This window comes from Streptomyces sp. L2, from assembly GCF_004124325.1.
Taxonomy (GTDB): domain Bacteria; phylum Actinomycetota; class Actinomycetes; order Streptomycetales; family Streptomycetaceae; genus Streptomyces.
Genome location: NZ_QBDT01000001.1, coordinates 7,266,034 through 7,289,058, shown reverse-complemented (window position 1 = coordinate 7,289,058; position 23,025 = coordinate 7,266,034). Strand labels below are relative to the sequence as shown.

The 23,025-nt window shown below is 72.6% G+C and carries 21 protein-coding genes; 5 read left to right on the top strand and 16 right to left on the bottom strand.

What is annotated here, in order from left to right; all coding sequences use genetic code 11:
• Positions 1-171: 171 nt before the first annotated feature.
• Together DBP14_RS32650 and DBP14_RS32645 are read left to right on the top strand one after the other, a co-directional pair.
• Complete coding sequence (locus tag DBP14_RS32650; RefSeq protein ID WP_129311236.1) at positions 172-1,308, top strand: aminoglycoside phosphotransferase family protein; 1,137 nt, start codon at positions 172-174, stop codon at positions 1,306-1,308.
• A 275-nt stretch (positions 1,309-1,583) separates the two neighbouring features.
• Positions 1,584-3,566 carry a peptidoglycan recognition family protein gene (locus DBP14_RS32645; protein WP_129311235.1) on the top strand — a complete coding sequence of 661 codons (1,983 nt, stop codon included), beginning with the start codon at positions 1,584-1,586 and terminating at the stop codon, positions 3,564-3,566.
• 13 nt (positions 3,567-3,579) lie between these two features.
• Here DBP14_RS32645 and DBP14_RS32640 read toward each other — a convergent pair whose 3' ends face one another.
• From DBP14_RS32640 to DBP14_RS32610, 7 genes are all read right to left on the bottom strand, one after another.
• Positions 3,580-4,077: a hypothetical protein gene (locus tag DBP14_RS32640; protein ID WP_129311234.1), complete on the bottom strand. Its 498-nt coding sequence runs from the start codon at positions 4,075-4,077 to the stop codon at positions 3,580-3,582.
• Between the two features lie 119 nt (positions 4,078-4,196).
• A complete protein-coding gene (locus DBP14_RS32635) occupies positions 4,197-5,099 on the bottom strand; it encodes a universal stress protein (protein WP_129311233.1) in 903 nt (300 codons plus the stop codon).
• Positions 5,100-5,287: 188 nt separating this feature from the next.
• A complete protein-coding gene (locus DBP14_RS32630; protein ID WP_129311232.1) occupies positions 5,288-5,530 on the bottom strand; it encodes a DUF397 domain-containing protein in 243 nt (80 codons plus the stop codon).
• A 93-nt stretch (positions 5,531-5,623) separates the two neighbouring features.
• Positions 5,624-6,790 carry a thiolase domain-containing protein gene (locus DBP14_RS32625; protein WP_129311231.1) on the bottom strand — a complete coding sequence of 389 codons (1,167 nt, stop codon included), beginning with the start codon at positions 6,788-6,790 and terminating at the stop codon, positions 5,624-5,626.
• Complete coding sequence (locus DBP14_RS32620; RefSeq protein ID WP_129311230.1) at positions 6,787-7,824, bottom strand: thiolase domain-containing protein; 1,038 nt, start codon at positions 7,822-7,824, stop codon at positions 6,787-6,789. The genes DBP14_RS32625 and DBP14_RS32620 overlap by 4 nt, the downstream gene beginning before the upstream one ends.
• The gene (locus tag DBP14_RS32615) at positions 7,821-8,762 is read right to left on the bottom strand and encodes an OB-fold nucleic acid binding domain-containing protein (RefSeq protein ID WP_129311229.1); all 942 of its coding nucleotides are present in this window, start codon (positions 8,760-8,762) and stop codon (positions 7,821-7,823) included. Before DBP14_RS32615 ends, DBP14_RS32620 begins: the two co-directional genes overlap by 4 nt.
• A 15-nt stretch (positions 8,763-8,777) precedes the next feature.
• Positions 8,778-9,578, bottom strand: a complete 801-nt coding sequence (locus DBP14_RS32610) for a crotonase/enoyl-CoA hydratase family protein (RefSeq protein WP_129311228.1) — start codon at positions 9,576-9,578, stop codon at positions 8,778-8,780.
• 200 nt (positions 9,579-9,778) lie between these two features.
• On the opposite strand from DBP14_RS32610, the gene DBP14_RS32605 reads away from it, so the two are divergent.
• Positions 9,779-11,419, top strand: a complete 1,641-nt coding sequence (locus DBP14_RS32605) for an acyl-CoA synthetase (protein WP_129311227.1) — start codon at positions 9,779-9,781, stop codon at positions 11,417-11,419.
• Between the two features lie 2 nt (positions 11,420-11,421).
• Here DBP14_RS32605 and DBP14_RS32600 read toward each other — a convergent pair whose 3' ends face one another.
• Positions 11,422-12,276, bottom strand: coding sequence for an alpha/beta hydrolase (locus DBP14_RS32600; protein WP_129311226.1), 855 nt, complete (start codon positions 12,274-12,276; stop codon positions 11,422-11,424).
• A gap of 187 nt (positions 12,277-12,463) precedes the next feature.
• Between DBP14_RS32600 and paaK the strand changes: the two genes are divergently transcribed.
• A complete protein-coding gene (gene paaK, locus DBP14_RS32595; protein WP_129311225.1) occupies positions 12,464-13,759 on the top strand; it encodes a phenylacetate--CoA ligase PaaK in 1,296 nt (431 codons plus the stop codon).
• Between the two features lie 118 nt (positions 13,760-13,877).
• Here paaK and DBP14_RS32590 read toward each other — a convergent pair whose 3' ends face one another.
• The 7 genes from DBP14_RS32590 to DBP14_RS32560 all read right to left on the bottom strand — a co-directional run bounded on the left by DBP14_RS32590 (position 13,878) and on the right by DBP14_RS32560 (position 22,094).
• Positions 13,878-15,392, bottom strand: a complete 1,515-nt coding sequence (locus DBP14_RS32590; protein ID WP_241741098.1) for an acyl-CoA synthetase — start codon at positions 15,390-15,392, stop codon at positions 13,878-13,880.
• Between the two features lie 45 nt (positions 15,393-15,437).
• Positions 15,438-17,000, bottom strand: coding sequence for an acyl-CoA synthetase (locus tag DBP14_RS32585; RefSeq protein ID WP_129311224.1), 1,563 nt, complete (start codon positions 16,998-17,000; stop codon positions 15,438-15,440).
• A complete protein-coding gene (locus DBP14_RS32580; RefSeq protein WP_129311223.1) occupies positions 16,997-18,109 on the bottom strand; it encodes a nitronate monooxygenase family protein in 1,113 nt (370 codons plus the stop codon). The genes DBP14_RS32585 and DBP14_RS32580 overlap by 4 nt, the downstream gene beginning before the upstream one ends.
• A 50-nt stretch (positions 18,110-18,159) precedes the next feature.
• Positions 18,160-18,972 (bottom strand): oxygenase MpaB family protein, encoded by an 813-nt coding sequence (locus DBP14_RS32575; RefSeq protein WP_129312200.1) that lies wholly within the window; start codon positions 18,970-18,972, stop codon positions 18,160-18,162.
• Positions 18,973-19,100: 128 nt separating this feature from the next.
• Positions 19,101-20,366, bottom strand: a complete 1,266-nt coding sequence (locus DBP14_RS32570; protein ID WP_206739392.1) for an MFS transporter — start codon at positions 20,364-20,366, stop codon at positions 19,101-19,103.
• A gap of 103 nt (positions 20,367-20,469) precedes the next feature.
• A complete protein-coding gene (locus DBP14_RS32565) occupies positions 20,470-21,648 on the bottom strand; it encodes an acyl-CoA dehydrogenase family protein (protein WP_129311222.1) in 1,179 nt (392 codons plus the stop codon).
• 71 nt (positions 21,649-21,719) lie between these two features.
• Entirely contained in the window at positions 21,720-22,094 is a 375-nt protein-coding gene (locus tag DBP14_RS32560) for a ferredoxin (RefSeq protein ID WP_129311221.1), read from the bottom strand.
• An 86-nt stretch (positions 22,095-22,180) separates the two neighbouring features.
• On the opposite strand from DBP14_RS32560, the gene DBP14_RS32555 reads away from it, so the two are divergent.
• Positions 22,181-22,555, top strand: a complete 375-nt coding sequence (locus DBP14_RS32555; protein ID WP_241741097.1) for a DUF6479 family protein — start codon at positions 22,181-22,183, stop codon at positions 22,553-22,555.
• A gap of 7 nt (positions 22,556-22,562) precedes the next feature.
• On the opposite strand, the gene DBP14_RS32550 is transcribed toward DBP14_RS32555, so the two are convergent.
• Positions 22,563-23,018 carry an RpiB/LacA/LacB family sugar-phosphate isomerase gene (locus DBP14_RS32550; protein ID WP_129311220.1) on the bottom strand — a complete coding sequence of 152 codons (456 nt, stop codon included), beginning with the start codon at positions 23,016-23,018 and terminating at the stop codon, positions 22,563-22,565.
• Positions 23,019-23,025 lie beyond the last annotated feature (7 nt).

Below are 23,025 nucleotides of genomic sequence, written 5' to 3'. Positions count from 1 at the left end.
GGTCGCCGCTCCACCGAAGGATCCGCCCGACGGATCCTTCGGGCGGGCCCGTCCGGCCGATTCCCCGGAGTCGCCGGGCACATTCCCCAGGATGTGCCCGGGCGGCCGGGCCGGGGGGCGCGAGGACTTACAGGCAGGCACCGCAGGCACACGAAGGGATCTGTATCTCCCATGTACGCAGCATCATCCTCCGTGTCCGCACCGCCCCGGCCCCTGCGTCCCCGCCCGGCGGGCAGCGGGCCGTATCTGGACCCGGCGGCGCGGCCGGGAGCGCCCCTGCTGGGCGCGGGCCGGCCGCGGCGCGTTCCGGGGCAGCTCGGCAGTCAACCGCTCAGCGGGAGACTCGACTTGTCCGGCCCCCAGGGGGCGCAGCTGCGCACCGCCATCGCGTCGGTGCACCGCATCTGCCCGGAGTTCGCTCCGGTGCAGGTGCTGCGCCGCAGCGGGCGGTCCGTGCTCCTCGTCGGGACCACCGGCCGGACCACAGCCGTGGCCAAGTGTCTCCTGGACCAGTCGCCGGCGTGGGCGGACCGGATCAGGCACGAAATAGCCGCATACCGCTCGTTCGTCCGGCATCGCCCGCCGGTGCGGGCGCCGCGGCTGATCGCGGCGGACCCGGACAACGGCACGCTGGTCATCGAGCGGATGCCGGGCCGGGTGGCGGCGGCGCAGCGGCACCCGATGGAGGCGCCGCCGCGGGCGGACATCCGGGCCGCGCTCGGCGCGATCTGCCGGCTCAACGCCTGGCGGCCCCCGGCCGGCACGTTCGACGCCCCGCTGGACTACGCGGCCAGGATCTCCCGGTATCACGAACTGGGTCTGCTGACCGACCGCGACCTGGGCGATCTGCAGAAGCTGCTGCACGGGATCGCGCACGCGGCGGGCCGCCAGGGGATGGGCCAGTTCTGCCACGGCGACGCCCTGCTCTCGAACATCCTGCTCTCACCGGCCGGTCCAGTGCTGGTGGACTGGGAGCACGCGGGCTGGTATCTGCCGGGGTACGACCTCGCGACGCTGTGGCTGGTCCTCGGGGACGCGCCGATGGCCCGGCGCCAGATCAGCCAGATCGCCCAGTCGGCGGGCCCGGCCTCGCGGGACGCCTTCCTGGTGAACCTGATGCTGCTGCTGACCCGCGAGATCCGCACGTACGAGACGGCGGTGCAGCGCTCCATGCAGGATCCGGCACCGGCCCCGGCCCAGCCGAACGCCCTGTCCTCCGGTGAGGAGCAGCGGCTGCTGCTGCGGCGGCTGCACGACGACTGCCAGCTGGCCCGCCGGGCGGTCCGCGCGGCGGTCGGCACACGCTGACGGCCGGCCGGCTCGGCCCGTACAGAGATCCGCGGTGCGCTCTTTCGGGCGCACCGCGGATCTCTGTACGTACGACGTCCCACCCTGCTTATTGGTCTACGCCACTGCCGCCTCGCAGGCCCGGACAGCGCCGCCGCGAAACTCCCGCGCCGGGTGTGTGACAAGGGAAATCGCCTGCCCGAAGGCATGATTGACGGAACGTCGGCAAGCCGGTACCACTGACCCACGCTCGGCTCCGTACGCACCGCCACGCCCACCCGCCTCAGGAGGCCGCATTGCGAGGATCCGCCACCGACCCCAGGCCCGCCCCCGGCAGCAGACGCACCCGCAGGACGGCGGTGGCCGTCGCGTCGGCCGCGCTGCTGTTCCCGCTGCTGGGCGCGGCACCGTCCCAGGGCGCCCCCGAGTCCGCCACGGACTCCTCCACCGGCCGGCTCCAGCACGCGTTCGCCGGTGCCGCCGCCGAGTACCACGTGCCGCAGAGCGTCCTGCTGGCCGTCTCCTACCTGCAGTCCCGCTGGAACTCGCACCACGGCGCGCCCAGTGTCATCGGCGGCTACGGCCCGATGCACCTCACCGACGCCCGTGCCGCGCTCGCCGCGACCGAGCACCTGTCCACGGGCAGCGAGGACGCCCGCGGCGACAGCTCCCGCCCGGCCCTGCACCCGCGGGCCACGGCACCGAAGGAATCCGCGCTCCCGGCCCGACTGAAGACGCTCACCAAGGCCGCGGAGCTGACCGGCATCCCCGCCGAGGAGCTGCGCACCGACCCCGCGAAGAACGTGGCCGGCGGCGCCGCGCTGCTCGCCGCCGCCCAGCAGCAGCTCGGGGAGCCACTCAGCGCCGACCCGGCGGACTGGTACGGGGCGGTGGCCCGCTTCTCCGGCGCCGACGACACGGCGACCGCGGCGGCGTACGCGAACGACGTGTACGACGTGCTCCACACGGGTGAGGAACGCACCACGGACGACGGCCAGCTGGTCGCGCTCGCCGCGCAGCCCGGTCTGAAGGCGGACACCTCGCTGCTGAAGCGGACCGGGCTGCGCACCCCGCCGGCCGGGGACACCGAGTGCCCGCGGTCGGTGTCCTGCGAGTGGATCCCGGCGCCGTACTCGCAGTTCGGCAACGACGACTACGGCAACCACGACCTCGGCGACCGGCCGGGATCACAGGCGATCAAGTACATCGTCATCCATGACACGGAGGGCACCTGGGACGGGGTGCTGAACCTGGTCCAGGACCCGACGTACGTGTCGTGGAACTACACGATCCGCTCCACCGACGGGCTGATCGCCCAGCACGTCAAGGCGAAGGACGTGGCCTGGCACGCGGGCAACTGGGACATCAACGCCCGCTCCGTCGGCATCGAACACGAGGGCTTCCTCGTCGACCCGGACGCCTGGTACACGGAGGCGATGTACCGCTCGTCGGCGCGGCTGGTGCGCTACCTGGCCCACCGGTACGACATCCCGCTGGACCGGCAGCACATCCTGGGCCACGACAACGTGCCCGGCCCGACCACCTCGACCATCCCGGGCATGCACACGGACCCGGGGCCGTACTGGGACTGGGCGCACTACTTCCGGCTGCTGGGCCGGCCCTTCCACCCCACGGCCGGTCCGCGCTCCGGCATGGTGACGATCCTGCCGGACTACGCGAGCAACCAGCCGGTCTACACGAGCTGCAAGACCAAGGGCGACACCTGCCCGGCGCACGGGTCGAGCGAGGTCCGGCTGTACTCCGACCACGACGTGAACGCGCCGCTGATCAAGGACATCGGTCTGGGCACGGCGCCGACCGACGGGGTCAACGACCTGTCCTCGCGGGTCTCCACCGGCCAGCAGTACGCGGTGGCCGACCGCTGGGGCGACTGGACGGCGATCTGGTACCTGGGACAGAAGGCCTGGTTCGAGAACCCGCGCGGGCAGCGGACCGCCGTGCCGGCGTCCGGTCTCATCGTCACCCCGAGGGACGGGCTGGCCAGTGTGCCGGTGTACGGGCGTGCGTACCCGGAGAAGGAGGCCTACCCGGCCGGGGTGCCCGCGCAGTCGGTGGTCCCGCTGCCGTACACGATCCCGGCCGGTCAGCGGTACGCGGTCGGTGACGAGGTGCCCGGCGAGTACTACTACGCGGTCACCTTCACCACCGACTCGCACCGGGTCGTGATCGGCAAGGACCTGTACTACGAGATCCAGTACGGCCACCGGGTGGAGTTCGTCCGCGCCGCCGACGTCCGGCTGGAGACGTCGGGTCACTAGTGGCCAAGGGGCCTCAGCCCTGCTGGAACAGCTCCGCCGGGAGCGGCTTCAGCAGGGCGTACAGGTCGTCGGTGATGGGGCGGTCCCAGGCGGCGATGGTCACGAGGACGCCGTCGCTGCGGTCGAACTGCACGCAGGAGACGCGGCTCTCGGAGAGCTTCAGGCGGCGGACGATCAAAAGGTTGTCGCCCTGCAGCACGGGGGTGTCCTCGACGCCGACGACGGTGACCTCCTCGTCGTTCTCCAGGGCCAGCAGCAGCTGGCCGACCTCGAAGGGGATCTCTCCCTCGTCGGTGTCGCGGGCCGGGGAGCCCTCGGGGAGATTGCCGATGATCATGGCGGGGCCGCGGCCGCCGAAGAGGTCGTAGCGCAGGAAGACGCCCTGGCAGGAGCCGTCGGGGGCGGGCAGCAGGCCCGCGCCGAGGTTGCCCGGCCAGTCGCCCGGGTCCATGGCCAGCACATCGAACTCGGGTCCGGCGGGGGTGGCGCTACGGCGGCGGAGGAACGACATGCGGCCATGGTACGTGTCCCGCCCGCGCGAGGCGGCCCACGGGCACCGCCCGGCGTCCTGGCCCGCCGCGGCCCGGCGGCCCCGGCCGGCCGCCCCGCGCGGGCTCCGTTCCCGCGCGCTCACTCCTCCGGCGGCGCCGGTGGTACGACCGCGACCGGGCTCGCGGCGTGCAGCAGGACCGCCTGGGTGACGGAGCCCATCATGCGGGCCGGGGCGAGCATCCGGCGGCGGTGGCGGCCGACGACGACCAGGTCGGCGTCGCGGGAGGCGGCGACGAGGTGGCCGGCGGCGTCGCCGGGCAGGGCCTGGACGTCGGCGCGGAGGTCCGGGTGCCGTTCGCGGTGCGGGGTGAGGAAGCCGGCGGCGAGGGCCAGGGTCTCGTGCTCGATGGTCTCCTGGTCGGCGAGGGGCGCCACCAGCTGGCCGGGCGCGCTCCAGGTCTGCACCGGCCACGGGTAGGCGGCGATCACCTGGACCCGGGCGCCGCGCAGGGCCGCCTCGGCGAACGCGAAGGCGAGCATCGCCTCGTCGGGGCTGTCGGCGTGCAGGCCGACGACCACCCGGGGCCCGGGCTCGTCGGGTCCGGTCCCGTGGACCTCGCGGCCGGGCCGGGGCACGACGACCACCGGGCACTCGGCGTCCCGTGCGGCGGCCAGCGAGTTGGAGCCGAGGAGCAGGCTGGCGAAGCCGCCGCGCCCGCGTGAGCCGAGGACCAGCAGCTGCGCCTCCGCCCCGAGTTCGGGCAGCACCGCGCCGGGCACGCCTTCCTGGGCGACGTACTCCACGGCGGCCGGGTCCGCACGGTCGCGCAGCAGGTCGCGCACCTCGTCGAGCACGTCGTCCCCGCCCGCGTCGGGAGGCCCGGCGACCAGGACGTCGGTCTGCCCCCAGGCGGCGTACTGCCGTACGTGCACCACGCGCAGCGGTGCCGCGCGCCGGCCCGCCGCGTCCAGGGCCCACTCCAGGGCGCGCAGACTGTCGTCCGAACCGTCGACCGCGGCGACGACCGGTGCGGCGTTCATGTTCCTCACCTCCGGGATACGACCTACCCCCTGCGGGGCCAGCCTGGCTCAGGCGTCGGCCCCGGCGGGGCTGTGCTGGTCGCGTGTCCGGAAATCGGCGCGGAACACCCCCGGTTCGGCTCCCGTTCCGTTTCCGGTGCGGGCGGGGGCGGGCCGCGGCGAGTCAGGTCAGGTCAGGTCAGGTCAGGTCAGGTCAGATCGAACTCGCCCTCCCGCGCGCCGGAGACGAAGGCGCCCCACTCGGCGGGCGTGAAGACGATGGAGGGGCTGTCCGGGCTGCCGCTGTTGCGCATCGCGATGAATCCCTCGACGAAGGCGATCTGGACATCGCCCAGACCTCGGCTGCTGGACTGCCACTCGGCCCCGCTGAGGTCCAGCTCCGGCTTGTCCCAGCCCGCGAGCGGCTGCCGCTGGGTGATGCTCTCGGCCACGTCCGTGCTCCTCCCGGTTCGTCGTCCGCGGTCAGCCTAGCGACCGGTCACGACCGCCGACAGGCCACCTGGGAGGCACACTCTGCCGGGCCGTCAGGAGTCGGGGGGTTCGGACCCCACCAGCCACATGGAGAAGAACTGCGATCCGCCGCCGTAGGCGTGTCCGAGCACCCTCCGGGCGCCGTCGACCTGGTGTTCCCCGGCCAGCCCGCGCACCTGGAGGGCGGCCTCGGCGAAGCGGATCATGCCGGAGGCGCCGATGGGGTTGGTGGACAGCACGCCGCCGGACATGTTGACGGGGAGGTCGCCGTCGAGTGCGGTGACGCCGGACTCGGTGAGCTTCCAGCCCTCGCCCTCCTCGGCGAAGCCCAGGTTCTCCAGCCACATGGGCTCGTACCAGGAGAACGGCACGTACATCTCGACGGCGTCGATGTCCCGGCGCGGGTCGGCGACGCCGGCCTGCCGGTAGACGTCGGCGGCGCAGTCCTTGCCGGCCTGCGGGGAGACGAAGTCCTTCCCCGCGAACAGGGTGGGTTCGCTGCGCATGGCGCCGCCGAGCATCCAGGCGGGCGGCCGGGGCGCGCGGGCGGCCCCGGCTCGGTCGGTGAGGACCATGGCGCAGGCGCCGTCGGAGGACGGGCAGGTCTCGGAGTAGCGGATGGGATCCCACAGCATGGGCGATGCCTGGACCTGTTCCAGGGTGAGGTCGTGCTCGTGGAGGTGGGCGTAGGGGTTCTTCAGGGCGTTGCGCCGGTCCTTGTAGGCGACGAGGGAGCCGACGGTGTCGGGGGCGCCGCTGCGCCGCATGTAGGCGCGCACGTGCGGGGCGAAGAAGCCGCCCGCCCCGGCCAGCAGGGGCTGCTGGAAGGGGATGGGCAGGGACAGTCCCCACATGGCGTTGGACTCGGACTGTTTCTCGAAGGCGAGGGTGAGCACGGTGCGGTGGACGCGGGCGGCGATCAGGTTGGCGGCGACGAGGGAGGTGGAGCCGCCGACCGAGCCGGCGGTGTGCACGCGGAGCATCGGCTTGCCGACGGCGCCGAGCGCGTCGGCGAGGTACAGCTCGGGCATCATGACGCCCTCGAAGAAGTCGGGGGCCTTGCCGATGACGACGGCGTCGATGTCGGCCCACGTCAACTCGGCGTCGTCCAGGGCGCGCAGGGCTGCCTCGCGGACGAGTCCGGCGATGGAGACGTCGCGGCGGGCGGCGACGTGCTTGGTCTGGCCGATCCCAGTGACGGCCACGGGCTCCTTGCTCATCGCGGATCCCCTTCGAGTACGGCGACCAGGTTCTGCTGGAGGCAGGGGCCGGAGGTCGCGTGGGCGAGCGCCCGGCCGGACTCGCCGCGGTGGATGCGGGCGGCGGCCTCGCCGATCCGGGCGAGGCCGGCGGCCATGACGGGGTTGGCGGCGAGCGCGCCGCCGGAGGGGTTCACCCGCACGCCGTCGCCGAGCCGGAGCGCCTTGCGGAGCACGACCTCCTGCGCGCTGAAGGGGGCGTGCAGCTCGGCGGTGTCGACGGGCCGTTCGAAGGCGCCGGCCTTCTCGGCGGCCAGGCGGGTGGACGGCGAGTCGGTGAGGTCGCGGACGCCGAGCGCGTGGGCCTCGATGCGGTGGTCGATGCCCCGGATCCAGGCGGGCCGCTCGCACAGGGCGCGGGCGCGGTCCCCGGCCGCGAGGATCACGGCGGCGGCGCCGTCGCCGACGGGCGGGCAGTCGCCCGTGCGCAGCGGCCGTACGACGTAGTCACCCGGCGAACTCCCCTGCGGCACACGCGAGTCGGCGTCGGCGCGGCTGCGGGCGCCGACGGCGGCGAGCGCGGCCTCGTCGGTGTCCCCGGCGTCGATGAGGGCCTGCGCCTGGAGCGCGGCCAGGGCGACGGAGTCGGGCCACAGGGGGGCGACGTAGTACGGGTCGAGCTGCCGGGTCAGCACGTCCCGCACGGAGCCGGGCGTGGACTTGCCGTAGGAGTAGACGAGGGCGGTGTCGGCATCCCCGGAGAGCAGCTTGGTCCACGCCTCGTACAGCGCCCAGGCGCCGTCCATCTCGACGTGGGACTCGGAGATGGGCGGCCAGGCGCCGACGCCGTCGAGGGCCATGGTGAAGGAGAAGGCGCGGCCGGCCAGGTAGTCGCTGGACCCGGAGCAGGTGAAGCCGATGTCGGCGGTGCGCAGGCCGGTGCGGGCCAGGACCTCGTGCAGCACCGGCATGAGCATCTCCACCTCGGAGGTGTCCTCGCAGGTGGCGCGGTGATCGGTCCGGGCGAAGGCCACGACGGCGATGTCCCGGGTCACAGCAGCTCCTTGTAGGTGTCGTAGTCCGCGTCGGGTTCTCCGGTGGGCCGGTAGTGGTCGGGGTATCGGGCGCCGTCGGTCCACACGGGTTCGACGCGCAGGCCCATGCGGACCTGGTCGTAGGGGATCCCGCCGATGCGTCCGTGCAGGGCGAGGCCGGCGCCGTCGAGGGCGATGTGCGCGTAGACGTAAGGAACCTCGATGTCGAGGTTCTTCGCCTTGATGTTGACGATGCAGAAGGTGGTGACGGTGCCCCGGGGGCCGACCTCGACCTGTTCGGCGGTGGCGACCCCGCAGGTGGGACAGGCGCCGCGGGGCGGCACGTACACCTTGCGGCAGACCGGGCAGCGCTCGCCGACGGTGCGGCGTTCGGCGAGGGAGTGGAGGTAGGCGGACTGGGCGCGGCCGGGCGAGTAGGTGTAGTCGAGCCGGGCGGGGGCGACGATCCCGGTGACCAGGTCGTCGAACGCACCGCTGTGATCGCCGGCTCGGGCGGGTTCGCCGTCGTACGGTTCGAAGCAGGCGATGTCCGTGATGGCGCCGGTGCGCTCCCCCGCCCAGCGGACGCGGACCCGCATGCCGGTGTGCACGGCGTCGGGGCCGGGGGCGGCGAGGGCGTGCAGCAGGGCGGTGTCGGCGCCGTCGAGCCGGACCAGGACCCAGGCGAACGGGGCGGTGAGGGGCTGGCCGCCGCGCGGGGCGGGATTCCAGGCCCAGGTGGTGACGGTGCCGGTGGGGGCGACCTCGACGAGGTCGCGGATCTCGTCGGCGGTGACCGGGTCGTACTCGACGGGCGGGACGAGGACGCGGCCGTCGGTGGCGCGCACCCCGAGGACGACGCGTTCGCGCAGGCCGGTGAGGAAGGCGCTCTGGACGGGGCCGAGGGAGCGGGTGAAGGGGAATTCCAGGACGAGCGGCGCTTTGAGGACTTCGGGCACGGTTGCTCCTCGGGGTCAGGCGCGCTTGTAGACGGGGGGCCGCTTCTCGGCGAAGGCGCGGGCGCCTTCCTTGGCGTCGGCGGTGTCGAAGACGGGCCAGCCGCGGGCGAGTTCGGCGGCGAGGCCCTCGGTCTCGGTCAGCTCGGCGGTCTCGTACACGGACGCCTTGACGGCCTCGACGGCGAGCGGCCCGCAGGTGTTGATCCGTTCGGCGATCTCCAGGGCCCCGTCGAGGGCGGTGCCGTCGGGGACCACGTGCCCGATCAGCCCGATGGCGGCGGCCTCGCGGGCGGTGTAGGGGCGGCCGGTGAGCAGCATCTCCAGGGCGTGGGTGCGCGGGATCTGGCGTGGCAGCCGGACGGTGGAGCCGCCGATCGGGAAGAGGCCGCGCCTGACCTCGTACAGGCCGAAGGTCGCCGACTCGCCCGCGACGCGGATGTCGGTGCCCTGGAGGATCTCGGTGCCGCCGGCGACGCAGTGGCCCTCGACGGCGGCGATGACCGGTTTGCGGGGGCGGTGGTGGCGGAGCATGGCCTTCCAGTGCAGGTCGGGATCGGCCTTGAGCCGGTCCCGGTACCGCTGTCTGGCCATGGAGCCGCCGGCCAGGGCCTTGAGGTCCATTCCGGCGCAGAAGGCACCGCCGGCGCCGGTGAGGACGATCGAGCGGACCGTGTCGTCGGCGTCGGCCTCGATCCAGCCGTCGTGGAGGCCGACGAGCATCGGCAGCGACAGCGCGTTCCTGGCCTCGGGCCGGTTGAGCGTCAGCACCAGGGTGGCGCCCTCGCGCCGCACGGCGAGGTGTTCCGTCCCGCCCATGGGCCATCTCCCCTCGACGACAAGAACGAGAACGAGAACAGGTTGCAGTAGGCGGGTGGGCACTTCAAGGGTTTTCTGACAGTCAGTCAGATTTCTTGGCGCGGACCCTTCACAGTTGCCGTGCACTTTGCTCTGATGACGCTCTGACGACGGTGAGACGACAGCTGTCCGGTACGTACGCCCGGGGTCCAGGAGGAACGGTGGAGTACAACCTTGCCGACCTGTTCGAGTCGGTGGCCGACGTGGTGCCGGACCGCGAGGCGCTCGTGTACCTCGACCATCCCGGCACCGGCGCGGAACGCCGGCTGACCTACGCGGAGCTGGACGCGGCCGCCGACCGGATCGCGCACCACCTGATCGACAGCGGCATCCGGCCGGGTGAGCATCTGGGACTGCACCTGTACAACGGCGTCGAGTACCTGCAGACGGTGCTGGCCTGCCTGAAGGCGCGGGTCGTGCCGGTGAACGTAAACTACCGGTATGTCGAAGAGGAGTTGGTGTACCTCTACCGGGACGCCGATCTGGTCGCGCTGGTCTTCGACGCGGAGTTCTCCGACCGCGTGGCCGCGGCGCTGCCCCGGGCGCCGAAGCTGCGGCACCTGGTGCGGGTGGGGGCGGGGCGGCCGGTGGCGGGGCACGGCGCGGAGCCCGTGGAGGTGCCCGGCGCGGTCGCGTTCACCGAGGCGGAGGCGTCCGGTTCGGCGGGGCGGGGCTTCGCTCCCCGGTCGGGCAACGACCAGTTCATCATCTACACCGGCGGCACGACGGGCATGCCGAAGGGCGTGATGTGGCGGCAGGAGGACCTGTTCTTCGCGGGCCTGGGCGGCGGGGCGCCGACGGGCGAGCCGGTGAAGACACCCGGGGAGCTGGCCGAGCGGGTCGCGGCGGGCGGGTCCGGGATCACCTTCTTCCCCGTGCCCCCGCTGATGCACGGCACATCGACGCTCACCGCGTTCATCGGCTTCAACTTCGGGCAACGGGTCGTGCTGCACCGCAAGTTCGTGCCCGAGGAGGTGCTGCGGACCGTCGAGCGGGAACGGGTGACCAGCATGTCCCTGGTCGGCGACGCGATGCTCCGCCCGCTGATCGACGCGCTGGCCGGCCCCCTGAAGGGCACGGACTGCTCCGCGCTGTTCAGCGTGTCCTCCTCAGGCGCGATCATGTCGGAGACGGTGCGCCGGCAGTTCCGGGAACTGGTCCCGAACGCCATGCTGCTGAACAACTTCGGCTCCTCCGAATCCGGGTTCAACGGCACGGCGACCGACGACTCCGGGCCCGAGCGGGGCTTCCGCATCCGGGTCAACTCCCGGACCCAGGTGGTCGATCCGGCGACGCACGCGCCGGTCGCCGTGGGCGAGATCGGCCGGGTCGCCCAGTGCGGGCACGTCCCGCTCGGCTACTACAACGACCCGCGGAAGACCGCCGAGACGTTCTTCGAGCGGGGCGGGCAGCGCTGGGTGCTGCTGGGTGACATGGCGACGGTGGACGAGGACGGCGTGGTCACGGTCCTCGGGCGCGGCTCGCAGTGCATCAACACCGGCGGCGAGAAAGTGTACCCGGAGGAGGTCGAGCAGGCCCTCAAGGCCCACCCGGACGTGTACGACGCGCTGGTCGCCGGGGTGCCGGACACGAAGTGGGGCAACCATGTGGCGGCGGTCGTGCAGCTCCGCACCGGCGCGGGACTGCCCTCGCTGACCGACATCCAGGACCACTGCCGCACCCGGCTCGCCGGCTACAAGATCCCGCGCCAGCTGGTCATCACGGACGCCATCCAGCGTTCCCCGAGCGGCAAGGCGGACTACCGCTGGGCCCGCGAGGTGGCGGTGCGGGCCCAGGGCTGAGATCACCGGGGCTCTCCGGAACCCCGGTCGAGGAAACCGACGACTGTGCTGACGAACCACTGCGGGTCGTCCAGCCAGGGATAGTGTCCGGCGCCCGACTGCACGACACACGCGGCGTCCGGGAACGCCTCGGCGGCGCGGCGGGCGAGGTCCGGCGTGGGGCCCCCGTCCAGTTCACCGGCGTACACGAGGACCGGCGCGGTCAGGGCGGCCAGGGCGGCCCGGGTCGCGTCCGGGGTGAACGCGCCCTCACCCGAGTACCGGCCGCCGGCCTCCTCGTTGGTCTGCGCGACCTCGGCGTCCGTGTGCGCGCGGGCGGTCTCGTCCCAGCGGCCGTAGAAGAACGGCAGGAACACGTCGTCGAAGTCACCCGCGCCGCGCAGCCAGGCCTCGAAGGCGGGAAACGCGTCCGCGAACCACGGCTCGCCCTTGCGCAGCCGGGCGGCGGCGAGCCGGTCCTCGGGCGTCGTGCGGATGCCCAGGGCCGAGGCATTGGGGGTGACCAGGACCAGCCGCCGGATCCGCTCCGGATACCGCGCCGCGTACAGCGTCGCCAGGCACGCGCCCGCCGAGTGGGCCAGCAGATCGATCCGTTCCAGCCCCAGGTGGACCCGCCACGCCTCGACGTCCTCGACCATCCGGTCGCACCGGTACGTGCCCGGGTCCGAGGGCACCTCGGAATCACCGGTACCGCGCAGATCGAGCAGGGCCAGCCGTCGGTGCACGGTCGTCCCGCCCAGGTCACCGAGGTACTCCGAGGCCCGCATGGGTCCGCCGGGCAGCACGAGCAGTGGCTCCCCCATCCCTCTCAGGTGACAGGTGAGCCGGGTGCCGTCAGGCGCGAGGAAGCTGGTCATGCCGCCGATCCTGCAGGCCGGCACGGACCGGCCGCAACGCGTTTGCCGCTCCTGACCGTGCGGGCCGGCCGGGGAAAATCCGGCCTGCCTCTTGCCTGAACACCGTCCGGCCTGAATTACTGGCCCCGAGAGGCACGACCGAATGATCGGTCGTCCGGAATGCGCGATTGGTGAGGGAGACGTCCCCATGGCGGATGCGGCGGATCTGCTCGATGCGGGTGAGCGGCTCGGTGCGGAGGAGCTGCGGGCGCTGCAGCTGGAGCGGCTGCGGGGCTCGCTGCGGCACGCGTACACGAACGTGCCGTTCTACCGGGAGGCCTTCGACAAGGCGGGCGTGCGCCCCGAGGACTGCCGTTCCCTGACCGACCTGAGCCTGTTCCCCTTCACCACCAAGGCCGATCTGCGGGAGAACTACCCGTACGGCATGTTCGCCGTCCCCCGCGACCGGATCCGCCGCCTCCACGCCTCCAGCGGCACCACGGGCCGTCCCACGGTGGTCGGCTACACCGACAACGACCTGTCCGTGTGGTCCGACATGGTGGCGCGGTCCCTGCGGGCGGCCGGCGCGCGCCCCGGCGACACGGTGCACGTGGCGTACGGCTACGGACTCTTCACCGGCGGCCTGGGCGCCCACTACGGCGCCGAACGCCTCGGCTGTACGGTCGTCCCCGCGTCCGGCGGCATGACCGCACGGCAGGTCCAGCTGATCCAGGACCTCGGCCCGCAGGTCATCATGGTCACGCCCTCCTACATGCTGACCCTCCTCGACGAGTTCGAACGGCAGGGCGTGGACCCGCGCAGCACCTCGCTGAAGGTGGGCGTCTTCGGGGCCGAGCCGTGGACCGAGCAGATGCGCCGGGAGATCGAGGAGCGGTTCGGCATCGACGCCGTCGACATCTACGGCCTGTCCGAGGTGATGGGCCCGGGCGTCGCCCAGGAGTGCGTGGAGACCAAGGACGGCCTTCACGTGTGGGAGGACCACTTCTTTCCGGAGATCGTCGACCCGATCACCGGCGAGGTGCTGCCGGAGGGCGAGCAGGGCGAGCTGGTGTTCACCTCGCTCACCAAGGAGGCCATGCCGGTGATCCGGTACCGCACCCGGGACCTGACCCGGCTGCTGCCCGGCACGGCGCGGATGTTCCGGCGGATGGAGAAGGTCACCGGCCGCAGCGACGACATGGTGATCCTGCGCGGGGTCAACCTGTTCCCGACCCAGATCGAGGAGATCGTGCTGCGCACGCCCGCCGTCGCGCCGCACTTCCAGCTCCGCCTCACCCGGGAGGGCCGCCTCGACGCGCTCACCGTCCGCGCGGAGGCCCGCCCCGGCGCGAGCCCCGAGGACCGGGAGGCCGCCGCGCGGGCCATCGCCTCCGGCGTGAAGGACGGGGTCGGAGTGTCCGTGACGGTGGAGATCGTCGAGCCGGAGACGCTGGAGCGGTCGGTGGGGAAGATTCGGCGCATCGTGGACCTGCGCCGCGGCTAAGCGCACTTTTGGGGTCCGGTGCCTGGTCGCGTCCAAAGGGGCGCGGGGCCTCGACACCGTGCGGCTCCGCCGCGTGGGCGCGACCGGCCCCCACCGGCCCGCAGACGACACTCCCGGCTCAGAGGGCGGTTCCGCCACGGAACCGGTCTCGAAGCTCTCGCTTCAGGATCTTGCCGCTGGCATTGCGGGGCAGCTCGTCGACGAGCAGGACCCTCTTGGGGGCCTTGAACGCGGCCAGCTTGTCCCGGACATGGGCGATGAGCTGCTCCTCCGTCACCTCACCGCGGGGGACGACGATCGCCGTGACCGCCTCGATCCACCGTTCGTCGGGCAGGCCGATCACGGCGGCCTCGGCGACGGCCTCGTGTGTGTAGAGGGCGTCCTCGACCTGCCGGGAGGCGACCAGCACGCCGCCGGAGTTGATGACGTCCTTGACGCGGTCGACGACGGTGAAGTAGCCGTCGGCGTCCCGTACCGCGAGGTCGCCGGAGTGGAACCAGCCGTCGCGGAAGGCCTCCTCGGTCTCCTCGGGCTTGTCCCAGTAGCCCTCGCAGAGCTGCGGTGAGCGGTAGACGATCTCACCGGGTGTGCCGGCCGGCACCTCCGCCCCGTTCTCGTCGACCACGCGGGCGTCCACGAACAGCACGGTGCGGCCGCAGGAGTCCAGGCGGCCCTCGTGCTCGTCGGGTCCGAGGACGGTGGCCAGCGGGCCGATCTCGCTCTGGCCGAAGCAGTTGTAGAAGGCGAGCTTCGGCAGTCGCTCGCGCAGCCGGCGCAGTACCGGCACGGGCATGATCGACGCGCCGTAGTAGGCCTTGCGCAGGCCGTCCAGGTTCCGGGTGGCGAAGTCGGGCCGGCCGGCCAGGGCGATCCACACGGTGGGCGGCGCGAACAGGCTGTCCGACCGGCCCGCCTCGATCAGCTCGAACAGCCGGTCCCCGTCGGGTGCGTCCAGGATGATGTTGGTCGCGCCGACGGCGAGGTACGGCAGCAGGAACACATGGGTCTGCGCCGAATGGTAGAGCGGCAGCGCGTGCACCGGCCGGTCCCCCGCGCTCAGGTCGAGGGCGGTGATGGCGCTCAGGTACTCGTGCACGAGGGCCCGGTGGGTCATCATCGCGCCCTTGGGCAGGGCGGTGGTCCCGGAGGTGTAGAGCAGCTGCACCAGGTCCTCGGCGCGCGGCTCGGGCCCGTCGTACGGCGCCGTGTCGGCCAGCCGGGCCAGCAGCGAGTCCTCGGCGTCCCGCAGCGGCATCACCCGTACGCCGTCCGGCAGTCGGCCGGCGATGTCCGGGTCGGCGAGCACCAGCGCGCTGCCGGACTGGCCCACGATGTACGCCAGGTCCTCGCCGGTCAGGTTCTGGTTGACCGGCACGTGGACCAGGCCCGCGCGGGCGCAGGCGAGGAAGGCGATGAGATAGGCGTCGGAGTTGTGGCCGTAGGCGCCGACCCGGTCGCCTGGCGCGAGGCTCTCGGCGCGGAGCAGCCCGGCCGCGCGGGAGACGGCGTCGTCGAGTTCCTCGTACGTCCAGGTGCGCTCGCGGTACTCCAGCGCGACCCGTGCCGGGGTGCGGCGGGCGCTGCGCCGCAGCACCCCGTCGACCGTGCTGCCGTGTCCCTGCGTCAGCGTCATGACAGCCGATCCTCGGCCCGCCGGACGATCAGGTCAAGAACCGGCTCACACCTGCCGGACGCGTCCCTCCCAGTACGGATCCCTGAGCCGCCGTTTGTAGAGCTTGCCGTTGGGATCGCGGGGCATCTCGGCCACGAAGTCGACGCTCCTGGGCCGCTTGTAGCCGGCGAGGCGCTCGGCGCAGTGACCGAGGAGGGCGGCGGCGAGGTCGGGTCCCGGCTCGTGTCCGGGGGCGGGTTCGACGACGGCCTTGACCTCCTCGCCCCAGTCGTCGTGCGGGATGCCGAAGGCCGCGGCGTCGGCGACGGCGGGGTGGGCGAGCAGCGCGGACTCTATCTCGGCCGGGTAGATGTTGACCCCGCCGGAGATGATCATGTCGATCTTGCGGTCGCGGAGGAAGAGGTAGCCGTCCTCGTCGAGGTAGCCGAGGTCGCCGACGGTGAAGTAGTCGCCGATGCGGTTCTTGCGGGTCTTGGCCTCGTCCTTGTGGTACGAGAAGCCGCCGGTGCTCATCTTCATGTAGACCGTGCCGAGTCGGCCCGGTGGCAGCGCGTTGCCGTCGTCGTCGAAGACGGCGAGTTCGCTGATGGGCCAGGCCTTGCCGACCGTGCCGGGTTTCTTCAGCCAGTCCTCGGCGGTGGCGAAGGCGCCCCCGCCCTCGCTGGCCGCGTAGTACTCCTCGACGCACGTCCCCCACCAGTCGATCATGGCCCGCTTGACGTGGTCGGGGCAGGGTGCGGCGCCGTGGATGGCGTGCCGCATGGACGTGACGTCGTAGCGGCGCTTCACGTCGTCGGGGAGGGCGAGGAGGCGGTGGAACTGGGTGGGGACCATGTGCGTGTGCGTGCACCGGTGGGCGTCGATGCGGCGGAGCATGTCCTCGGGCGTCCACTTGTCCATGAGCACCAGGCGGTGCCCGATGTGCAGGGACGCGCCCGCGAACTGCAGGACGGCCGTGTGGTAGAGCGGCGAGCAGACCAGGTGGACGTTGCCGTCGAAGGGGCGGATGCCGAAGATGCCGAGGAATCCGCCCAGGTAGGCCTCCTCGGGGGCCTTGCCGGGCAGCGGGCGGCGGATGCCGCGGGGGCGGCCCGTCGTACCGGAGGTGTAGTTCATGACCCAGCCGAGCGTGCGGTCGGCCGGTGCCGAGCCGGACCGGCCGTCGAGGAGTGCGCCGTACGGCCGGAAGCCCTCGGCGGTGCCGACCGCGTACCGGCGCGTGGCGGGCAGTCCTGCCTCGTCGGCGGCGTGCCGGGCGGCGTCCGCGAACCGTTCGTGGGCGATGAGCGCCTTGGCGCCGGAGTCGGCGACGATCCAGGCGATCTCGGGGCCGACGAGGTGGTGGTTGACCGGGACGAGGTAGAACCCGGCCTGGCTGGCGGCGAGATAGGCGGTGAGGAACTCGACGCCGTTGGGCAGGACGACGGCGAAGGCGTCGCCGCGCTCCAGCCCGGCGGACCGCAGGCCGTGGACGAGTTGGTTGGCGGCGGTGTGCAGCCGTCCGGCGGCCCACTCCTCGCCGTCGGGGGCGACGAGGACCGGGCGGCCCGGGTCGGCGGTGGCCTGCGCCCAGAATCCTGCGGGGGGTGTGTGCGCGGGGGTGCTCACGGCTGGCCGCTCCTTCCGGCGATGCGGTGGACGCGGTCGACTGCTCGCTCGAAGCCGCGCGTGAGGTCGTCGAAGACGGCCTGGACGGAGCGTTCGCTCGTCATCCGGCCGACGATCTGGCCCACCGGCGTCCCGAGCAGCGGGTCGACCTCGTACTTCTGGATACGGGAGAGCGCCTCGGCGACCAGCAGGCCCTGCAGTGGCATGGGCAGGGTGCCGGGGCCGTCCGGGTCGTCCCAGGCGTCCGTCCACTCGGTGCGCAGCTGCCGGGCGGGCTTGCCGGTCAGGGCGCGGGAGCGGACGGTGTCGCCGGAGCCGGCCGCGAGGAGCTTGCGGGTGACGGCGGGCGAGTGCAGGTCGGCCTCCGTGACGGTGAGCCACAGGGAGCCCAGCCAGACGCCCTGGGCACCGAGGGCGAGCGCGGCGGCGACCTGCCGTCCGCTGCCGATCCCGCCGGCCGCCAGGACGGGCAGCGGGTCGACGGCGTCGACGACCTCGGGAGTGAGCACCATGGTGGCGATCTCCCCGGTGTGGCCGCCGGCCTCGTAGCCCTGGGCGACGACGATGTCGATGCCCGCCTGCTGGTGCTTGCGGGCGTGCCGGGCGCTGCCCGCGAGCGCGGCGACCAGGACGCCCTGGTCGTGGGCGCGGGCGACGACGTCGGCGGGCGGCGAGCCGAGGGCGTTGGCCAGCAGCTTGATCGGGTGGTCGAAGGCGACGTCGAGCTGGCTGCGGGCGACCTGTTCCATCCAGCCGGTGATCCGCCACCCGGACACCTCGCCCTCGGGCAGTTCGGGCACCCCGTACCGGGCGAGGGTGTCGCGCACGAACCGGCGGTGCCCCTCGGGGATCATCGCCTCCACGTCGGCCTCGGTGACGCCGTCGACCTTCTTGGCGGGCATGACCACGTCCAGGCCGTAGGGCCGGCCCCCGGTGTGCGCGTCCATCCAGTCGAGGTCGCGTTTCAGGTCGTCGGGGGCGGTGTAGCGGACCGCGCCGAGGACGCCGAAGCCGCCGGCCCGGCTGATGGCCGCGGCGACGGCCGGGAACGGCGTGAAGCCGAAGACGGCGTGCTCGATCCCCAGTTGCTCGCTCAGCTCCGTCTGCATGGGCGCAGGATGCCGCAGGAGCCGGGACGAGGGAAGAGCTTTTCTGACGCTCAGTCAGATTTCTGGGTTCCGGGGATCTTGTGGGGTGCCGGCCGCGCGGCCGGGCCGAGCCTCGCCATGGCCCGCAGGATGTGCTTGGGCGGGAGCTGCCACCGCAGGTGGGCGGGGACCAGGCGCAGCCCGGCCCCGGTGGTCCGCAGGTCACGGGTCACGGCGGCGGGTGCCGGGGCCGGTCTGCCGTACAGCGCGTGGGCGTACGGCGGCAGCGAGGCGTACGCCAGGTGCGCCACGTGCCGCCACAGCACCTCGCGGGCCGGTACGAGGAGCGGGTGGACCGGCGGGCGGCGCAGGAAGTCGTCGACCTCGCGCGCTTCCGGCCCGGCGGCGAGTTCCGGCCGCACCTTCTCGAAGTAGGCGGCCAGTGCGGCCCGGTTCGCCGGTACGGCGCCGGGGTCGAGACCCACCAGGCGGGCGCCGGCCCGTTGTTCACGGACGTACCGGTCGGCGGCGGCGTCGGTGAGCGGGTAGCCGGAGCGGCGCAGGACGTGCAGGTAGGAGTCGATCTCGGCGCAGTGCACCCACAGCAGCAGCGCGGGGTCGTCGATGCCGTACCGCTCGCCGGTGGCGGGGTCCGTCGCCGTCAGCAGGCGGTGGATCCTGCGGACCCGGGCGCCGGCGCGCTCGGCGGCCTCGGTGGTGCCGTACGTGATCGTGCCGACGAAGTTCGCGGTGCGCATGAGCCGGCCCCAGGCGTCGCCGCGGAAGTCGGAGTTCTGCATGACGCCGCGGACCGCGCGCGGGTGCAGGGCCTGGAGGTAGAGTGCGCGGACACCGGCGACCCACATCATGGGGTCGCCGTGCATCTGCCAGGTCACGGAGCCCGGCGTGAACAGCCCTGGATCGCCCCGGCCGGCGGTGTCACCAGGCACTGGAACTGGCACGTGATCCCTCCCCGGAGCGCGGTGAAGCCGACGGGATTCAGCGACCCAGCTTACGTCCGGTCTACCTGCTCCTCGCTCCCGGTGGTCACCCGTGCCCTTCGGAAGAGCACCGGAAGCCACAGGAGACATGCCAGCAGGGGTACGGCGGCGTAGGCGGCCATGCCCGCACCGGAGCCCAGCCCGTCCATGAGGGCGCCGAGGACGAGGTAGCCGGCGCCGATGAGCGCCGACTCCACGAACGCGATCATCGACAGTAGGCTCGCCCGATGACGCGACGGCACGGCCTCGTTGAACACGTTGTCCACGAGTACGGCGGTGATCTCGGGAGCCCCGACCAGGGCCAGGAACGCGGCGATGGTGACCCAGACCCGGCCGAGGCCGCTCAGGCCGAGCGCCGCGGCGAGCGTCAGCAGAGACACCGGGACGACGACCCGGTACCCGATGCGCCGGTTCGCGCGGTCCGACAGCAGCGGAACGAGCCCGCCGACGAGGAATCCCGCCGCTATGACCACACTGACCAAGGCGGTACCGGCGCCCTGATCGGAGAGGGTCTTCTGCGTGAAGATGATGTACGGCGTCAACGTCGCGTGCATCAGTCCGGACACCACGACGAGGGTCACGAGCGCCGGCGTGGCGACGCGCAGCATCGCCCGCCACGCCGTGGCGTCGGTGTGCTCCTTCCCGGCTCCGTCCGGCTCGTCCACCGCGTCCGCGCCGCGGATCTCGGGCACCCGGGACAGCAGCACCACCACGGCCAGGGCGAGGGATGCGGCCGAGCCGGCGTAGACGACTCCCCAGGAGATCCGCTGCAGTTGGCCGCCGAGGACGATGGCGACTCCCGAGGTGACCGTCCCGAGCATGGTGAACCGGGACCTGATCTTCACGTAGCCGGCCGTCGCTCCGCGGCGCACCAGCAGGTCGTACAGCAGGGCGGTGTCCGAGCCGGACACACAGGCCATGCCCACGCCCTGGCCGACGAACAGCGTCAGGAACACCCAGTAGGTGGAGGACGTCACCTGGCCGAGCAGGCATACGGCGATCAGCACTTGGCCGATCACGATGCTCGCACGCCTGCCGATCCGGTCGGCGATGACTCCCGTCGGCAACTCGGCGACCCCGCTGACCAGGTAGAGCAGTGTCTGCAGGAGGGCAATCTGCGCGGCGGAGAAGCCCCGCTGCTGGAGGAAGAGGACGAACACCCCGCGCTGGAACAGCGAGTTGGCGAGCACGGCGTACCCGTAGAACGGGCGCGTGACGCTCCGTACGGCTTGCTCGACCGCAGCCGACCCGCCGAGGGCCTCCGTGGTGCCGGTCATGCCGCGGGCTCCCTGGTGGCTGCGGTCCTCGACGAGTGCTTCGGTGAGTGCTCTGGCTGAGTGCTTCGGGTCGCGCGAGGGCTCACCCTAACCGGCTCGCGGGTCAGCGTCGTACGCGGGGCATGCCCAGGCCGATCCAGGAGATGATCTCGCGCTGGATCTCGTTGTTGCCGCCGCCGAAGGTGAAGATGACCGCCGAGCGGTAGCCGCGTTCGAGTTCGCCGTGCAGGACGGCGCCCGCCGAGGTCTCCTTCAGCAGTCCGGCGGCGCCGGCGATCTCCATGAGCCAGGCGTAGGCGTCCCGGCGGGCCTCTGAGCCGTAGACCTTGACGGCGGAGGCGTCCTGGGGGGTGAGCGTGCCGTCCTCGACGGCGGTCACCATCCGCCAGTTCATCAGCCTGAGCGCGTCCAGTCTGGTGTGCGTCTGGGCGAGGCGCCGGCGGACCCAGGGCAGGTCGACGACCCGGCGTCCGTCGGCCAGCTTGGTCTCCATCGCCCAGTGCTGCACGTCGTGCAGGGCTCGGATCGCCATGGTGCCGTGCGCGGCGAGAGTGACGCGCTCGTGGTTGAGCTGGTTCGTGATCAGCCGCCAGCCCTGGTTCTCCTCGCCGACCCGGCGGGAGACGGGGACGCGGATGTCCTCGTAGTAGCTGGCCGTGGTGTCGTGGGAGGCGAGCGTCCGGATGACGGTGCAGGAGTAGCCGGGGTCGGAGGTCGGCACCAGGAGCATGGTGATGCCCTTGTGCGGCGGGGCCGCGGGGTCGGTGCGCGTGGCCAGCCACACCCAGTCCGCGGTGTCTCCGTTGGTGGTCCAGATCTTCTGCCCGTTGACGACGTAGGTGTCGCCGTCCCGTACGGCCCGGGTCTTCAGCGCGGCCAGGTCGGTGCCGGCCTCAGGCTCGCTGTAGCCGATCGCGAAGTCGATCTCGCCGGAGAGGATGCGCGGCAGGAAGTACGCCTTCTGCTCGTCGGTGCCGTACCGCATGAGGGTCGGGCCGACCGTGTTGAGGGCCATGAGGGGCAGCGGTACGCCGGCCTGCGCGGCCTCGTCGAAGAAGATGAACTGGTCCGTCGCGGTCATGCCGCGCCCGCCGTACTCGGTGGGCCAGCCCACACCGAGCCAGCCGTCGGCGCCGAGGCGGCGGATGGTCTCGCGGTAGAACCGCTTCTGCGCGGCCGGTTCGGCGTAGCGCTCGTAGGCGTGGTCGGGTACCAGTCGCGCGAAGTAGGCGCGCAGTTCGCTGCGCAGCCGCTGCTGTTCGGGCGTGTGGTCGAGATGCACGGCGCCTCCAGGCTCCCCAAGGGCGGTCCTGACGGCGCACACCGTAGAACGTGTTCCAGAAATTGGGAACCTCAGTTCAGGGTCGCCATGAAGTCCGTGCAGGCGCGGGCGCAGTCCCGGCAGGACTCCGCGGTCCCCTCGGCGCCGGGCTGCTCGTCGAGGGCGTGCGCGGAGTCGAGGCAGACCGAGCGGCACCATTCCAGCTGGACCCGGATGCCGGCCTCGTCCTGGCGGTTCTGCTCGGACAGCATGCGGCAGGTCGCGTCGCACACCTCCGCGCACATGATGCCGAGGCGGCGGACGCGCTCCTGCCGCTCGGTGCCGTCCGGGTCGAGGAGGCTCGCGCGCACCGCACAGGCCCTGGCGCACTCGGTGCACGCCTGGGCGCACGTGAAGCGGTCCTCCAGGAACCGGTAGAGCTGCTGCTGGGAAGTAGGCGGTGTCACTCCGGCCGGGTAGCCGGGCCGAGGGCGGGCAAACCTCACGGGAAGTGCCCTGGTTCGTCCTGTTCTGGGCGGGGTATTCCTCATCTATGAATACCGCAACGATGCAGATGGCCGCGGCCAGCGGCCTGATGAGTCTGGCACTCTTCGGCGCCGCGGTGGTCGTTCTGGCCCTGCTCGCGGGCGGCTTCTGGATGAACTCGCGGATCAAGTACCGCGAACCCCCGCGGCCGCGTCCGGACGAGCAGCCGCACCTGCCCCCCGAGGGCGCGGTGCACGAGGTCCGGCAGAGCATGGAGTCGCAGGAGGTCCCGCACATGGAGAAGGGCGGCCGCCCCCTCACTCCGTACGAACTGAGCAACATGAAGTCCAGGCCGAGCGACAGCGGGCAGAGCCAGGGCCGCCCCCGCTGGAGCAAGGGGTCGAGCGGCTCGTTCGGCGGGGGCGGGCTCGGCGCCCACTGATCTCCGCTCAGCCGCGGTTCGGCCCGGAGTCGATGCGGTCGAGGTGGGCCAGGTTCTGCCGGTCCTCGGCGTCCTGGCTCGCCTCGGCCGCGAACCACGCGTCCAGGATCTCCTTCAGCACGGGCGCCGACGTCAGCCGCAGGCCGAGCGCCAGGACGTTGGCGTCGTTCCACTGCCGCGCCCCCCGCGCCGTCCCGGCGTCCGTGCACAGGGCCGCCCGGACGCCGGGCACCTTGTTGGCGGCGATCGAGGCGCCGGTGCCGGTCCAGCAGCAGACGACGGCCTGGTCCGCCGCCCCTTCGCCGACGTCACGCGCGGCGGCCGCGGAGCAGACCGCCCACCGGGCGTCGTCCCCGGCGCGCAGCGCGCCGTACGCCCGTACCGCGTGTCCCCGGTCCCGCAGTTCCTCGACGAGGAGGCGGGCGACGGGTTCGTCCATGTCGGAGGAGACGGAGATCCGCATGCTCCGA

Excerpts from the sequence above, each read along its gene's own strand:
- DBP14_RS32650 (WP_129311236.1), top strand. The coding sequence starts at position 172 with ATGTACGCAGCATCATCCTCCGTGTCCGCACCGCCCCGGCCCCTGCGT.
- DBP14_RS32640 (WP_129311234.1), bottom strand. The coding sequence starts at position 4,077 with ATGTCGTTCCTCCGCCGCCGTAGCGCCACCCCCGCCGGACCCGAGTTC.
- DBP14_RS32635 (WP_129311233.1), bottom strand. The coding sequence starts at position 5,099 with ATGAACGCCGCACCGGTCGTCGCCGCGGTCGACGGTTCGGACGACAGT.
- DBP14_RS32625 (WP_129311231.1), bottom strand. The coding sequence starts at position 6,790 with ATGAGCAAGGAGCCCGTGGCCGTCACTGGGATCGGCCAGACCAAGCAC.
- DBP14_RS32610 (WP_129311228.1), bottom strand. The coding sequence starts at position 9,578 with ATGGGCGGGACGGAACACCTCGCCGTGCGGCGCGAGGGCGCCACCCTG.
- DBP14_RS32600 (WP_129311226.1), bottom strand. The coding sequence starts at position 12,276 with ATGACCAGCTTCCTCGCGCCTGACGGCACCCGGCTCACCTGTCACCTG.
- paaK (WP_129311225.1), top strand. The coding sequence starts at position 12,464 with ATGGCGGATGCGGCGGATCTGCTCGATGCGGGTGAGCGGCTCGGTGCG.
- DBP14_RS32590 (WP_241741098.1), bottom strand. The coding sequence starts at position 15,392 with ATGACGCTGACGCAGGGACACGGCAGCACGGTCGACGGGGTGCTGCGG.
- DBP14_RS32580 (WP_129311223.1), bottom strand. The coding sequence starts at position 18,109 with ATGCAGACGGAGCTGAGCGAGCAACTGGGGATCGAGCACGCCGTCTTC.
- DBP14_RS32575 (WP_129312200.1), bottom strand. The coding sequence starts at position 18,972 with ATGCACGGCGACCCCATGATGTGGGTCGCCGGTGTCCGCGCACTCTAC.
- DBP14_RS32570 (WP_206739392.1), bottom strand. The coding sequence starts at position 20,366 with ATGACCGGCACCACGGAGGCCCTCGGCGGGTCGGCTGCGGTCGAGCAA.
- DBP14_RS32555 (WP_241741097.1), top strand. The coding sequence starts at position 22,181 with ATGAATACCGCAACGATGCAGATGGCCGCGGCCAGCGGCCTGATGAGT.
- DBP14_RS32550 (WP_129311220.1), bottom strand. The coding sequence starts at position 23,018 with ATGCGGATCTCCGTCTCCTCCGACATGGACGAACCCGTCGCCCGCCTC.